Consider the following 12,753-nt stretch of genomic DNA (forward strand, 5'->3'; position numbering starts at 1 on the left):
TATTTGATTATTTTTTTACTGACTAATTTCTATGTAGAAAAATTTGTTTTGAGTAAATGATTCGCAATACACCGTAAGTTCAATCCTACAGCGGAAATTAACGGATTAATGACATCTCCTATTACCCCTTTCAGGTAGTTTCTGCCAACTCTACCATAACTTTTAAGAGGTTCTGTCGCATATGTTGGACAATAGAAAAAAGATTGATATAATGATCTAAAAAAGATGTTAATACCAATTGCAATAATTAACGCAGTGTTATAAAATGGTTTTTTAACTGATAAAAGGTAATCAAATAGCTAGGTTAATATTACCGCAAGGTTTTGAAGGTCATGATTTTATAAAAATGATGAAACATGAGCCGCATGGTCGAAATCGTATACGTTTATTGGCGATGTATCACCTTCAATTAGGCAAATCTTTTAAAGCCATATCTGAAATAGTGAAGTCACACTGGAAAACTGTGCAATCATGGCTCAGAAGATTTAGGAATCATGGTTTTGAAGGATTATTTGAATCACAAAGAAGCGGTGCCCCTAGGAAGATTAACACTATACAAGAGTCTGCTCTTTTTGATAAAATCAATACGCTCAGTGAAAGTAAAACTGGTGGGTATATAACTGGAAAGGAGTTACATATCATGTTACTTGAGGAATATGGTGCTAAATGTGCTTTAAAAACAGTCTACAATACTATGCACCGCCTTGGTTTTAGCTGGATTACTTCTCGTTCAATGCATCCAAAGTCAAATCAAGAGACTCAAAATACATATAAAAAAACTTTCCAGATATGTTAACAGAATTATTACCAAAAAATATCGATAGATGTAAAGTTGATATATGGTCTCAAGATGAAACTCGAGTTGGGCAACAAGGTAGCTTAACTCGTATATGGGCTAAGCGTGGCACTAGACCCCGTAAAGTTCGGCAACAGCAATTCATTTCAACATATATTTATGGAGCTGCTTGCCATGATACAGGAGAAGCTTTTGCATTAATTTTACCATATGCAAACACACAGGCAATGAATAAATTCTTAGAAGACCTTTCTCGCAGTATTCAAGGCAACCGACATATAGCTTTACTAACGGATAATGCAGGTTGGCACACAGCCAAAAAACTAACTGTGCCAAGCAATATCACTTTGATACCGCTTCCGCCCTATGCACCGGAACTTAATGCAATGGAACAAGTTTGGGAATGGATCAAGAATCATTACTTGTCTAACCAATGTTATGGTGTATATGAAGATATCGTCACTATGGCTTGTTACGCTTGGAATCAACTTGCTCATAATGTAGATTTAGTAAAATCAATTATGTATAGAGACTGGATAAATACACCGTGTTAATTATTGCAATTGGTATAAGATGTTTCGTATTACTGCAAGATTATTATCATATTTCAAAGGATTTTGTTCTTCACCAGAAGTTAACCACTCTGCACTGCAAGTGCAGAGCTTAATATTACGGCATGAATGCCTAATTTATGTACTAACTTAAAAGTTAGAAACTATTTGTGTATGGCTCATTTAGAAAGTGTCACAACACAAAAAGAATATATCTGTGAAGTGTAAGATTTTGTTAAAAAATATCTTATCTTTTCTTGATAAGATATTTAAAATTTATGTTGAAACGACGCACTGCAAGTGCGGGGTTTTTCTCCCAAAGTGGGACAATAAAATAATTGAAGCAAAAAATAAATAGAGCTTTGCTTTAAGTATCTTTAAAGGATGGATTATATAACTAAGATAAGCTAGCATAACTATTCCAAATAAGTCTACTAAAGATACCCAAAAATTTTGGTTTATAACCTCATTAGGCGAAAAACCACATTTTTGTTTTAATATGTCCCCACAATATATATAAACGAACTCAATAACAACCAGCTGAAGCTGGTGGGTTGATATCTAGACTGGAAGTCGCTATTACTCTAAAGAGATATTACTAATGCCTGTGCTATCTCTCTGATCCTAATTCTTATAAGTTACCCTGCAATACTTTTGTAGCGATATTTAGTGATCCAAACAACATGAAAGCGATGGTAAAATACAGTGTGGCTAGTCTTGTTATAATCTGTCATATATGATATTTTAATATACATGAAGAGCTTGCTCTTATGTATATTAAAATATCATATATTCAAGTTATAGTGAATTGAAATATTAGAACAAGGACTGAAGTCTTTCCCAGCTGAAGCTGGGGGTTTTAACCAAAAAGGTGACTATAAAAGCAAGGAGGTCTAGCACATTGAATTAAAAAATATGCGATTGAAGTTGAAATTGCCACTGGTTGGTTGATAATTTCTTCATTCAGCTTGTTAAATTCAATTTTATTGTCTATAAACCTATTTTTTAACATTTTTTTCTTATTCATGAATTCATTGGCTTCTTTTAAACTAGTTCTAGCAACAGAACCAATTAACGCAATGCCAGCCCCAACCCAAAAAGCTGTACGCCAGCTGAATGCATTCTGATAAATATGTGTACTAGTAAAAATTGAAGCAACTCCAAGTGCTGCTGTTGTTCCTACAGCTGAAAATACAGTTATTAAGGCAACTAATGAATATTGAATAGGTGGGCTTGAACTTTCAGTTAAATAAATTTCTGCTCCTCGTGCTTCAGCAGTTGCTGCCAAACCTTGTATCATACGACAAGTTACAAGTATCCAAGACGCACTAATCCCTATTTGAGCATAAGTCGGTACAGTTGCAATAATAACACACGAAATACCCATCAAAAAAGTAGTTATAATTACGACAGTCTTTCTACCTAAATAATCGCCAATATAACCAAACAATAATGCTCCAAAAGGTCTTAATATGTAAGTGGAAGAAAAGGCAGCAGCCGAAAGCAATGAAGTGGTAAAAGGATCATATTTGGGAAAGAATAATTCATTTAGTAATACTGCTAAATGTACATAAAGCATCAGATCAAAATACTCTAGGAACGTCCCTATTGAAAGTAATCCCACATCAATCCCACACCTACATATTGGGCTGGTGGGTTAATCGTTTCAGTTATATAAAGCTGTGCTCCTGTTATTTCTCCCATAGAAGATATGCCTTGCACGATACGGCAGATGGTCAATATCCAAGCTGCCACACTGCCTATCTGAGCATAGGTAGGGAGATTAGCTATAACAAGACAGGATGCAGACATCATGAAAGTTGTGATAATAACAGTAAATTTACGTCCTATATTATCGCCTAACCAACCAAATATTAACGCACCAACTGGCCGAAAAACAAATGTAGCGCAAAAGGCAAAAGACATCATTAAAGAGGTGGAGTGAGAATCAGTAGGTTCAAAAAATAACTCATTAAGAAACGCCGCCATATGAACATACGTCAATTTGGGATAAGGATATTGTGAACATGTAGATTAAAATCAAATTTTGTTGAAGGTTTATTTTTCTTTAATGAGTAAGCAACAAGAGTAGATAATATATGGACAAAGGAATTTATTGGTGATCTATGTCTAGTATGTTCAAGGTTCATTTTATTTTTTAGATAATCAAAAACTGTTTCAATTAAGTTACGCTTTCGAAGTAAGATTTTTTCTTTCAAATCCATTAATTTATTTTCCATATTCTTCTTAATTCCATGAATCATTTTTAAGCCTCTTTCATATAAATTTAAGAACAAATTTTGCTTAATATAACCTTTATCAGCTGCTATAATTCCAGTTAATCTTTTTGTTAACTCCGGTACTGGAACCCTATCATCTACATTGCCTTTGGTCACTTTTAATGCCATAAACTCCCCTTTATTATTGATTATTACATGTAATTTAAAACCATAAAAATACCCCATAGAGGATTTACTATGTTTGGCTAATCCTTTGTATACTTGCAGCAAAACTGCGTAACACTATCTAATTTTTTTGCTAGTATGAATTTATTGTCCCACTTTGGGAGAAAAACCCCGCACTTGCAGTGCGTCGTTTCAACATAAATTTTAAATATCTTATCAAGAAAAGAAAAGATAAGATAAGATATTTTTTAACAAAATCTTACACTTCACAGATATATTCTTTTTGTGTTGTGACACTTTCTAAATGAGCCATACACAAATAGTTTCTAACTTTTAAGTTAGTACATACATGAGGCATTCATGCCGTAATATTAAGCTCTGCACTTGCAGTGCAGAGTGGTTAACTGTATAAATTTGGGTTTCTACTATGCAAATATCACCGATTAATCAAAACTTACGCTATGTTTTATGATAAGTGGCTTTGTACTGAGATATTATTAAAATTCTTTACTATGAAAAAATGGCTTTCAGCCAAGGTTTTTAGTCATACTTGAGATAACATAGCGTAAGTTTTGTAATAAAAACTAGTTGAAAAAGTACCAGTTATATTATAACATTTGAAATATTAATAATAATGATAATTAATCAAATGAAAAAACCAAAAGTAGCGACCTTAAGTGCTGAAGAACGAGAAGAACTAATACAACATGTCAAGGAAAGTTCATTAACGGGAGATGAACAGCAAACGATAGTAGAACTTGTGAAATTTTGTAATGAGCTAATAGACAAGCTAGCATCATCAAATATCAGTATAAATAAGCTTAAGGAAATGCTGATTGGTTTTAAGGCAGATAACAAAAAAAAGATAGTTCAGATTCATTAAAAGAACCGCCAAGTGAATCTGATAACGGGAATGGTGGTAATGAAGAAGAGTGCGATAAGCCCAAAAAGATAGATCGTAGTAATTGGCAAGGTAAATATGGGTTTGATGATTATAAGGATGCGAATACCAGCTATTTAACTCCTGAGAATTTTTGTAGTGGTGATAGCTGTCCTCACTGTTGTAATGGCAAACTATATAATAGTGAAGCTAGAAAATTGCTACAATTTACAGGTAATGTGATCTGTCAACAGTTTTCCGGACAGTTTGTTTAGGCACATTTTTGCATTTTCTCGTATTGTACAGGTGATAGATAGTCATTAGTTGAATGCATCCTTATACGATTATAAAATACTTCTATATATTCAAATATGGCATATTTTGCTTCCTCCCTAGTTTTAAATTTATATTGATAAATTAGTTCTGTTTTTATAGTGTGAAAAAAGCTTTCAGCAACAGCATTATCCCAACAATTTCCTTTACCGCTCATACTCTGTATAATACCATGTTGTTTTGTAAGTTTTGAATGGCTATCAGAACAATATTGACTACCTCTATCAGTATGCCAAATAAGTCCTTTAGGTGGTTTACGTTGCCATATTGCCATTAGCAGAGCATTATTAACTAAATCAGCTTTCATGTTACTATTCATTGACCACCCTATAATTTTCCTAGAAAATAGATCAATAACGGTTGCTAAGTACAGCCAACCTTCTTCAGTTGGAACATATGTGATGTCCCCAACCCAATAACAATTAGCAGCATAGACCTTGAACTTTCTATCCAATAAATTAGGAGCAACTTGCTTATTATGACTAGAATCAGTAGTTGCTTTAAATTTATGGAAACTGGACTGATTTTTCAAGACAAATTTTTCACTAATTTTGTTTCCCATTTTACATAATTTTTAAGCTGCATTTTGTAAGTAATCAAGATACACGTTCATCGGTTTTTTATAACCAATACTTGAATGGAATCTTTGATTGTTATATTTATCCATGTATTTATCAATACCATCTTTAAGTTCTGCGATATTTTTAAAATCATTTATAAATATACAATTATATTTTAAAGTTCTAAAAAATCTTTCAATCACAATATTATCAATGCTTCTACCCTTACCGTTCATTGAGATTTGTATATTATTCTCTTTTAGAATTCCCGTATGCTCATGTCCAGTATATTGACTACCCTGATCACTATTGAATATTTGTGGTGCAGGGTATTTATTCAGTGCATCTTTTAATACATCGGTTACAAGTGATGCATCCATAGAATTAGATACTTTATAACTTAGTATTGCCTTACTATGCCAATCTATAATCGCCACAAGATACATAAATCCTCCGTTAGTTCTAATATAAGTAATGTCACCACTCCACACTTGATTAACATAAGGTACATGAATAGTTCTATTCGTTCCTGATTTGTGCCAGTACGGCTCAAGCAAATAGCTATAAATTTTATGTTGACCATCCTTCACAAAAGTAGATTGCTTTTTATGAGGATGAATAGCTTCTATACCCATTATTCCCATATATTTAAGCACCCTATCTCTGCCCACATTAAAGCCGTCTTCCAATAATTGTTTGTATATATAACGATAACCATACTCAGGGTTATCCGTATATATTTCATCTATTCTATTTAAAATATCAAGATTATATAAGCTCATTACTTTAGCTTTATAATATACTCCAGATCTGCTTATCTTTAATAGTTCACATTGCCTTGTCTTTGCTAACGTACTCAGCTTGGGGTCGACAAGACTTTTCTTATTTGATAAGTCCAAGCTGTTTAGCTTTCCCACCGCCCAGTCCCTCTCGACTGTAGCCTTACCTAATGCTTTTGCAAGTTCATCGTTTTGATTCTTAAGTTCACTAATCTGCCCTTTGTACTCACTAACAGCTTTTGCTGGCTCAAATGCCAATGACGCATTATCTAAAAATTGTCGTTTCCAGTTTTGCATAGTTTTAGCCGTTACTTCATATTTGACCGATAACTGACCTATTGTTGATTCTTCTTTTAACATCTCTAATACTATTTTAGTTTTTGCTTCTGCACTAAAATTTTTAATTTGTTTTTTACCCATTTGTTTCTCTTTAATTTTATTTATTATTCTATACTTATTGAGAAACAAAAATACCTGCTTCTTTGTCTAATTTTTTCAGTCCATTATAATGTTTGCTTTTACATACTAAACCAGCTTCATTCATTAGCCTTGCAATCCGCTTCCGACTAACAATTATACCGTGTCTAGATAGTTCCTTTTTAATGGGTCTAGATCCATAATTCCTTCTACCTTCTTGAAAAATTGTTTTAATCTTACAGGTTAAAGCATTATCTTCTTTGTCCCTATTGCATTCAGGGGTAGTTAACCATTCATAATAGCCACTACGTGATACTTTCATAAATTTGCACATAATCGCAGTTGAAAAATCACCTTTATGCTTCTTTATCCATGCGTACTTTATTGGGACTCTTTCGCAAAGTACGCGGCAGCCTTTTTTAATAGATCACGCTCCTGCGTTACCCTAGCTAAATCTTTCTTTAATCTTTTTAATTCATCATAGAGATGTTCATCTGTTCGCATTATTGATTCTTTAGGTTTGGAATATTTATCTACCCAAGTATATAGAGTATTTCTAGTAATACCTAACTCTTTAGCTGTTTGTGACACAGGTCGCTTGGACTCAATTGCTAATTTAACTGCTGACTCTTTAAATTCAGCCGGATAAACCTTTGGTTTGCTATTAGTCATTTTTGTACTTCCTTTCTGTTAATATTGTCTCCTATTAACTGTCCGGAAAACTATAACCACATCAATGCTCCAATTACAGTCAACAGATATGTAAAGAAAACGCTACGTTGTAATGCTTGTGATTATATAGTTATGAACAATAAAAATATCAACAAATGGACAAATAGTAGCAGAAGTGCAATAGTGTTACAAAAGACCTATGGTACTCCTTTCTACCGTTTATCTAGGCTGCAAAGTTTAAGTGGTGTTCCTGTGGCATATAGCTCGCTCTGGCAACAATATTTAGATGTTTGGCAAGAAGGTGGTGGAGCTGAAATTTACGGGGTATTATTGGAAATGGCTGCCGAATGTAGTTCACTGAACCTTGATGATACTAGAGCTAGGATTTTAGAAATTACTATAGCCAATAAGAAATTACGTACTCAAAATAAGAAAGGACGCAGCTGTTATACTACTACAATATGTGCTAAGACTGCAAATAATGAGGTGATAGTTTTATATTTTACCGGTAATAGGCATGGTGGAGAAAATATAGGTAACGTACTAAAGAATCGTAAGAATAGAACAGATTCTATCCAATTAATGACTGACGCAAGTAACAATAATAACCCGGTATTATCAGAAGCAGATCAAGAATTACTGGCAATAATAGTGATGATCAATTGTTTGTCACATGGTCAGAGAAAATTTACAGAGAATGAACTATATTACCCTGAAGAATGCGGATATTTTCTCAAACAAACACGAGGGATTTACCACAATGAACATCAATGTAAAGAGATGAGTCCTGAAGAAAAACTTGGGTATCATCAGGAACATAGCAGTAAATATATAGAAAACATATATAACAAAATAGACGAATTATTTAACGACAAGAAAGTTGAGCCTAATAGTAGGCTTGGACAAGCTATGAAAGAAACTGGACTGATTTTTCAAGACAAATTTTTCACTAATTTTGTTTCCCATTTTACATAATTTTTAAGCTGCATTTTGTAAGTAATCAAGATACACGTTCATCGGTTTTTTATAACCAATACTTGAATGGAATCTTTGATTGTTATATTTATCCATGTATTTATCAATACCATCTTTAAGTTCTGCGATATTTTTAAAATCATTTATAAATATACAATTATATTTTAAAGTTCTAAAAAATCTTTCAATCACAATATTATCAATGCTTCTACCCTTACCGTTCATTGAGATTTGTATATTATTCTCTTTTAGAATTCCCGTATGCTCATGTCCAGTATATTGACTACCCTGATCACTATTGAATATTTGTGGTGCAGGGTATTTATTCAGTGCATCTTTTAATACATCGGTTACAAGTGATGCATCCATAGAATTAGATACTTTATAACTTAGTATTGCCTTACTATGCCAATCTATAATCGCCACAAGATACATAAATCCTCCGTTAGTTCTAATATAAGTAATGTCACCACTCCACACTTGATTAACATAAGGTACATGAATAGTTCTATTCGTTCCTGATTTGTGCCAGTACGGCTCAAGCAAATAGCTATAAATTTTATGTTGACCATCCTTCACAGAAGTAGATTGCTTTTTATGAGGATGAATAGCTTCTATACCCATTATTCCCATATATTTAAGCACCCTATCTCTGCCCACATTAAAGCCGTCTTCCAATAATTGTTTGTATATATAACGATAACCATACTCAGGGTTATCCGTATATATTTCATCTATTCTATTTAAAATATCAAGATTATATAAGCTCATTACTTTAGCTTTATAATATACTCCAGATCTGCTTATCTTTAATAGTTCACATTGCCTTGTCTTTGCTAACGTACTCAGCTTGGGGTCGACAAGACTTTTCTTATTTGATAAGTCCAAGCTGTTTAGCTTTCCCACCGCCCAGTCCCTCTCGACTGTAGCCTTACCTAATGCTTTTGCAAGTTCATCGTTTTGATTCTTAAGTTCACTAATCTGCCCTTTGTACTCACTAACAGCTTTTGCTGGCTCAAATGCCAATGACGCATTATCTAAAAATTGTCGTTTCCAGTTTTGCATAGTTTTAGCCGTTACTTCATATTTGACCGATAACTGACCTATTGTTGATTCTTCTTTTAACATCTCTAATACTATTTTAGTTTTTGCTTCTGCACTAAAATTTTTAATTTGTTTTTTACCCATTTGTTTCTCTTTAATTTTATTTATTATTCTATACTTATTGAGAAACAAAAATACCTGCTTCTTTGTCTAATTTTTTCAGTCCATTATAGTGTTAAAAAATTAATTATTACTTGAATTTTTGGTAGGAATAATATAACTTACTTGAGTTAATAAGTTATTTAATAATATTGAAGCTTATAAAAATTAGTCAAGTATATGAAATGAAAGGAAGATAATGGATAATTTACACCAAGAGTTAAATAATTTAAAAATAGCTCAGGTTAAAAAATCAAAAATTTATGACTTTTTAAATTCTATAACAATGGTAGATATTAGTGACAAAATTCTTATAGATGTAATACCCAATGAACAAGAAGGTAACAAAATAGTAACATTAGGACGCCCCCCTGTTTTGGGTAGTTCAAAAAAACAAATGCGTCATGTTACACCATATGCATTTATAGATCATCTAGTAAAATCAAAAATCTTAGATCCAAGTATTCCACAAGAACGAAAGTTAAAAGCTTTTTTAGAACCTTTGAGGATGTTTGCATCAGAGCAACTAGGATTAAGTTTAGGTAATACGGATTATCAAAGCATACAACAAAAATTAAAAACTAATAAAGATGTTTATCATATCATATCAAAATCAAAAATACAAAAAGAGCAGGATATAAATATTTAATAGATAACGAAAAATTAGTCAAAACTATACTAGATAAAAAATTCTTTGGTCAAGTTAAAATAAAAGACTTTGAGACTAATTATACGAAAAACATCCAAAAGTTTGTTGACTATTCTATAGATATCTTACAACAAGCAATTAAAGATGAAAATACTATCAGTATTGCTTGTGAAGCTATAGGCAGACTTACACTCACAATATTTAACCAAAGAATTTACACAGCTTTTCCTGAAGAGGGAAATACTGTACCTTATGAAATTCGTTTATATGATACTGTAGCCGGAGCCAAAGACCCTAAGAACTCAAATTTTCAAGTCCTAACACAAGGTGAAGTAGTAGAGCTGCAAGAGATATATACAAAGAATCCTAAAATAAGAATTGTTAATAATGAAGGCGATAAAATTAAAAAAGTTATCAATGCTTTAGAAATAATTAATATAATTATTACATTATGTAATCGTGATGTAAATAAACCAGTCATTGAGGATCAAATAAATGAATATAAGAAATATGATTCAATAATCAAGATTAAAAAAGAATCTCTATTGATATTAGAGAAATATAATCAAGAATTCTCTACAGATGATATAGATGAACTTGTAACTCAAGGAGAAATTCTAGAGAGAGACCCGCTTTATTATCATATAGCAAAACATTTATATTATGCCTTTGATTTCAAATCCTTGGAAGATAAAGTACTTGTACCAAAAAATTTATCAGATCATAATATAACTCATGTAATCAAGGTATTTCCTTCAGCAGAAGGAGACATGCAAGCAACTTATTGTATCAAAAATGGTGATAAGTATAGGGAAGACCAAATAAACAGTGCAGTAGGTTATAATAAGAAAGCTGTATTCCGCACAGAGGAACCAAATCAATTGCTACTTATAAAAAAAGTCATAGATCATGTTTATATATCTGTACTACTGTTTTCTTCATTTATAGTTGGATTTAAAAATAGTGATGTAAATTATCCTAAAGCTATATTAGACGCTTTCTCTGAATTAATAGCACTAGATTACTCCATGGATGAAGATTCCAAAAATGATTTCTTAAACAATATTTATGTAGAATCAAATCAAATAAAAATCTTTCAAGATCTTGGTGCAGCAAATATTTCATTACTTACTACCAGTGGAGAAGTAGAATCAGCAGCATTATACGGAGAGGATATTGACTTTTTTAATTAATAAGTAATATTTATATAATAACTTTAACGAGATTTATCATGAAAAAAAATTCGAATATATATCTGCAATGGATGGATTTGTACATTTTTTGGTGGAATCAACAGATACAGGTAAGTTAGATAGAATAAAAAGTTGGATACAGAAACACTTAATTGATAAAAATCCGGATATTAGTAAAGAAGAAAAAAGTGCCTTTTTTGAAGCAGAGGAAGGGGTATTATACCAATTGCAATAATTAACGCAGTGTTATAAAATGGGTTTTTAACTGATAAAAGGTAATCAAATAGCTAGGTTAATATTACCGCAAGGTTTTGAAGGTCATGATTTTATAAAAATGATGAAACATGAGCCGCATGGTCGAAATCGTATACGTTTATTGGCGATGTATCACCTTCAATTAGGCAAATCTTTTAAAGCCATATCTGCAATAGTGAAGTCACACTGGAAAACTGTGCAATCATGGCTCAGAAGATTTAGGAATCATGGTTTTGAAGGATTATTTGAATCACAAAGAAGCGGTGCCCCTAGGAAGATTAACACTATACAAGAGTCTGCTCTTTTTGATAAAATCAATACGCTCAGTGAAAGTAAAACTGGTGGGTATATAACTGGAAAGGAGTTACATATCATGTTACTTGAGGAATATGGTGCTAAATGTGCGTTAAAAACAGTCTACAATACTATGCACCGCCTTGGTTTTAGCTGGATTACTTCTCGTTCAATGCATCCAAAGTCAAATCAAGAGACTCAAAATACATATAAAAAAACTTTCCAGATATGTTAACAGAATTATTACCAAAAAATATCGATAGATGTAAAGTTGATATATGGTCTCAGGATGAAACTCGAGTTGGGCAACAAGGTAGCTTAACTCGTATATGGGCTAAGCGTGGCACTAGACCCCGTAAAGTTCGGCAACAGCAATTCATTTCAACATATATTTATGGAGCTGCTTGCCATGATACAGGAGAAGCTTTTGCATTAATTTTACCATATGCAAACACACAGGCAATGAATAAATTCTTAGAAGACCTTTCTCGCAGTATTCAAGGCAACCGACATATAGCTTTACTAACGGATAATGCAGGTTGGCACACAGCCAAAAAACTAACTGTGCCAAGCAATATCACTTTGATACCGCTTCCGCCCTATGCACCGGAACTTAATGCAATGGAACAAGTTTGGGAATGGATCAAGAATCATTACTTGTCTAACCAATGTTATGGTGTATATGAAGATATCGTCACTATGGCTTGTTACGCTTGGAATCAACTTGCTCATAATGTAGATTTAGTAAAATCAATTATGTATAGAGACTGGATAAATACACCGTGTTAATT

The 12,753-nt window shown here is 32.5% G+C and carries 17 protein-coding genes and 2 pseudogenes; 11 read left to right on the forward strand and 8 right to left on the reverse strand.

Translation table 11 applies throughout. From position 1 onward, the window contains the following. The first annotated feature begins 346 nt into the window (after positions 1 to 346). The 4 genes from AAHN00_RS01655 to AAHN00_RS01670 are packed head-to-tail and all read left to right on the forward strand — an operon-like array spanning position 347 to position 1,705. Complete coding sequence (locus AAHN00_RS01655) at positions 347 to 796, forward strand: helix-turn-helix domain-containing protein (protein WP_342271056.1); 450 nt, start codon at positions 347 to 349, stop codon at positions 794 to 796. Then, entirely contained in the window at positions 790 to 1,350 is a 561-nt protein-coding gene (locus tag AAHN00_RS01660) for an IS630 family transposase (RefSeq protein ID WP_342270961.1), read from the forward strand. The genes AAHN00_RS01655 and AAHN00_RS01660 overlap by 7 nt, the downstream gene beginning before the upstream one ends. A 19-nt stretch (positions 1,351 to 1,369) precedes the next feature. Next, entirely contained in the window at positions 1,370 to 1,501 is a 132-nt protein-coding gene (locus AAHN00_RS01665; RefSeq protein ID WP_342271930.1) for a hypothetical protein, read from the forward strand. 36 nt (positions 1,502 to 1,537) lie between these two features. Then, positions 1,538 to 1,705, forward strand: coding sequence for a hypothetical protein (locus tag AAHN00_RS01670; RefSeq protein ID WP_342271931.1), 168 nt, complete (start codon positions 1,538 to 1,540; stop codon positions 1,703 to 1,705). 519 nt (positions 1,706 to 2,224) lie between these two features. On the opposite strand, the pseudogene AAHN00_RS01680 reads toward AAHN00_RS01670, so the two are convergent. The 3 genes and pseudogenes from AAHN00_RS01680 to AAHN00_RS01690 all read right to left on the reverse strand — a co-directional run. Then, positions 2,225 to 2,992, reverse strand: a pseudogene (locus AAHN00_RS01680) (MFS transporter); the annotation flags it as partial. After that, positions 2,953 to 3,336 carry an MFS transporter gene (locus AAHN00_RS01685; protein ID WP_342271932.1) on the reverse strand — a complete coding sequence of 128 codons (384 nt, stop codon included), beginning with the start codon at positions 3,334 to 3,336 and terminating at the stop codon, positions 2,953 to 2,955. The pseudogene AAHN00_RS01680 and the gene AAHN00_RS01685, both read right to left, overlap by 40 nt. An 11-nt stretch (positions 3,337 to 3,347) precedes the next feature. Next, a complete protein-coding gene (locus tag AAHN00_RS01690; protein ID WP_410521403.1) occupies positions 3,348 to 3,857 on the reverse strand; it encodes an IS982 family transposase in 510 nt (169 codons plus the stop codon). Between the two features lie 544 nt (positions 3,858 to 4,401). Between AAHN00_RS01690 and AAHN00_RS01695 the strand changes: the two genes are divergently transcribed. Further along, on the forward strand, positions 4,402 to 4,635 hold the full coding sequence (locus AAHN00_RS01695) for a hypothetical protein (protein ID WP_250310741.1): 234 nt from the start codon (positions 4,402 to 4,404) through the stop codon (positions 4,633 to 4,635). A gap of 268 nt (positions 4,636 to 4,903) precedes the next feature. Here AAHN00_RS01695 and AAHN00_RS01700 read toward each other — a convergent pair. From AAHN00_RS01700 to AAHN00_RS01715, 4 genes and pseudogenes are all read right to left on the reverse strand, one after another. Continuing rightward, positions 4,904 to 5,473: pseudogene (locus tag AAHN00_RS01700) on the reverse strand (IS3 family transposase); the annotation flags it as partial. A gap of 66 nt (positions 5,474 to 5,539) precedes the next feature. After that, positions 5,540 to 6,724 (reverse strand): IS3 family transposase, encoded by a 1,185-nt coding sequence (locus AAHN00_RS01705; protein WP_342270888.1) that lies wholly within the window; start codon positions 6,722 to 6,724, stop codon positions 5,540 to 5,542. A gap of 34 nt (positions 6,725 to 6,758) precedes the next feature. After that, positions 6,759 to 7,043 (reverse strand): IS3 family transposase, encoded by a 285-nt coding sequence (locus tag AAHN00_RS01710; RefSeq protein WP_342271933.1) that lies wholly within the window; start codon positions 7,041 to 7,043, stop codon positions 6,759 to 6,761. A 59-nt stretch (positions 7,044 to 7,102) separates the two neighbouring features. Further along, positions 7,103 to 7,393 carry a transposase gene (locus tag AAHN00_RS01715; protein ID WP_342270937.1) on the reverse strand — a complete coding sequence of 97 codons (291 nt, stop codon included), beginning with the start codon at positions 7,391 to 7,393 and terminating at the stop codon, positions 7,103 to 7,105. A 24-nt stretch (positions 7,394 to 7,417) separates the two neighbouring features. Between AAHN00_RS01715 and AAHN00_RS01720 the strand changes: the two genes are divergently transcribed. Next, positions 7,418 to 8,368, forward strand: coding sequence for an IS66 family transposase (locus tag AAHN00_RS01720; RefSeq protein WP_342271934.1), 951 nt, complete (start codon positions 7,418 to 7,420; stop codon positions 8,366 to 8,368). 3 nt (positions 8,369 to 8,371) lie between these two features. Here AAHN00_RS01720 and AAHN00_RS01725 read toward each other — a convergent pair whose 3' ends face one another. Then, positions 8,372 to 9,556, reverse strand: a complete 1,185-nt coding sequence (locus AAHN00_RS01725; RefSeq protein WP_342270912.1) for an IS3 family transposase — start codon at positions 9,554 to 9,556, stop codon at positions 8,372 to 8,374. 214 nt (positions 9,557 to 9,770) lie between these two features. On the opposite strand from AAHN00_RS01725, the gene AAHN00_RS01730 reads away from it, so the two are divergent. From AAHN00_RS01730 to AAHN00_RS01750, 5 genes are all read left to right on the forward strand, one after another. Continuing rightward, the gene (locus AAHN00_RS01730; protein ID WP_342271935.1) at positions 9,771 to 10,220 is read left to right on the forward strand and encodes a hypothetical protein; all 450 of its coding nucleotides are present in this window, start codon (positions 9,771 to 9,773) and stop codon (positions 10,218 to 10,220) included. 545 nt (positions 10,221 to 10,765) lie between these two features. Continuing rightward, positions 10,766 to 11,413: a hypothetical protein gene (locus AAHN00_RS01735; protein ID WP_342271936.1), complete on the forward strand. Its 648-nt coding sequence runs from the start codon at positions 10,766 to 10,768 to the stop codon at positions 11,411 to 11,413. 67 nt (positions 11,414 to 11,480) lie between these two features. Beyond that, the gene (locus AAHN00_RS01740; RefSeq protein WP_342271937.1) at positions 11,481 to 11,648 is read left to right on the forward strand and encodes a hypothetical protein; all 168 of its coding nucleotides are present in this window, start codon (positions 11,481 to 11,483) and stop codon (positions 11,646 to 11,648) included. A gap of 99 nt (positions 11,649 to 11,747) precedes the next feature. Continuing rightward, positions 11,748 to 12,197 carry a helix-turn-helix domain-containing protein gene (locus tag AAHN00_RS01745; RefSeq protein ID WP_342270962.1) on the forward strand — a complete coding sequence of 150 codons (450 nt, stop codon included), beginning with the start codon at positions 11,748 to 11,750 and terminating at the stop codon, positions 12,195 to 12,197. Then, positions 12,191 to 12,751 (forward strand): IS630 family transposase, encoded by a 561-nt coding sequence (locus AAHN00_RS01750; protein WP_342270961.1) that lies wholly within the window; start codon positions 12,191 to 12,193, stop codon positions 12,749 to 12,751. Before AAHN00_RS01745 ends, AAHN00_RS01750 begins: the two co-directional genes overlap by 7 nt. Positions 12,752 to 12,753 lie beyond the last annotated feature (2 nt).

Source organism: Candidatus Tisiphia endosymbiont of Parasteatoda lunata, from assembly GCF_964030955.1.
In the GTDB taxonomy this organism is placed as follows: Bacteria; Pseudomonadota; Alphaproteobacteria; order Rickettsiales; family Rickettsiaceae; genus Tisiphia.

Coding starts and splice junctions, on each gene's coding strand:
- AAHN00_RS01730 (WP_342271935.1), top strand. CDS start 9,771: ATGGATAATTTACACCAAGAGTTAAATAATTTAAAAATAGCTCAGGTT.
- AAHN00_RS01705 (WP_342270888.1), bottom strand. CDS start 6,724: ATGGGTAAAAAACAAATTAAAAATTTTAGTGCAGAAGCAAAAACTAAA.
- AAHN00_RS01750 (WP_342270961.1), top strand. CDS start 12,191: ATGTTAACAGAATTATTACCAAAAAATATCGATAGATGTAAAGTTGAT.
- AAHN00_RS01740 (WP_342271937.1), top strand. CDS start 11,481: ATGGATGGATTTGTACATTTTTTGGTGGAATCAACAGATACAGGTAAG.
- AAHN00_RS01725 (WP_342270912.1), bottom strand. CDS start 9,556: ATGGGTAAAAAACAAATTAAAAATTTTAGTGCAGAAGCAAAAACTAAA.
- AAHN00_RS01685 (WP_342271932.1), bottom strand. CDS start 3,336: ATGGCGGCGTTTCTTAATGAGTTATTTTTTGAACCTACTGATTCTCAC.
- AAHN00_RS01710 (WP_342271933.1), bottom strand. CDS start 7,043: ATGAAAGTATCACGTAGTGGCTATTATGAATGGTTAACTACCCCTGAA.
- AAHN00_RS01655 (WP_342271056.1), top strand. CDS start 347: ATGATGAAACATGAGCCGCATGGTCGAAATCGTATACGTTTATTGGCG.
- AAHN00_RS01665 (WP_342271930.1), top strand. CDS start 1,370: ATGTTTCGTATTACTGCAAGATTATTATCATATTTCAAAGGATTTTGT.
- AAHN00_RS01745 (WP_342270962.1), top strand. CDS start 11,748: ATGATGAAACATGAGCCGCATGGTCGAAATCGTATACGTTTATTGGCG.
- AAHN00_RS01695 (WP_250310741.1), top strand. CDS start 4,402: ATGAAAAAACCAAAAGTAGCGACCTTAAGTGCTGAAGAACGAGAAGAA.
- AAHN00_RS01660 (WP_342270961.1), top strand. CDS start 790: ATGTTAACAGAATTATTACCAAAAAATATCGATAGATGTAAAGTTGAT.
- AAHN00_RS01715 (WP_342270937.1), bottom strand. CDS start 7,393: ATGACTAATAGCAAACCAAAGGTTTATCCGGCTGAATTTAAAGAGTCA.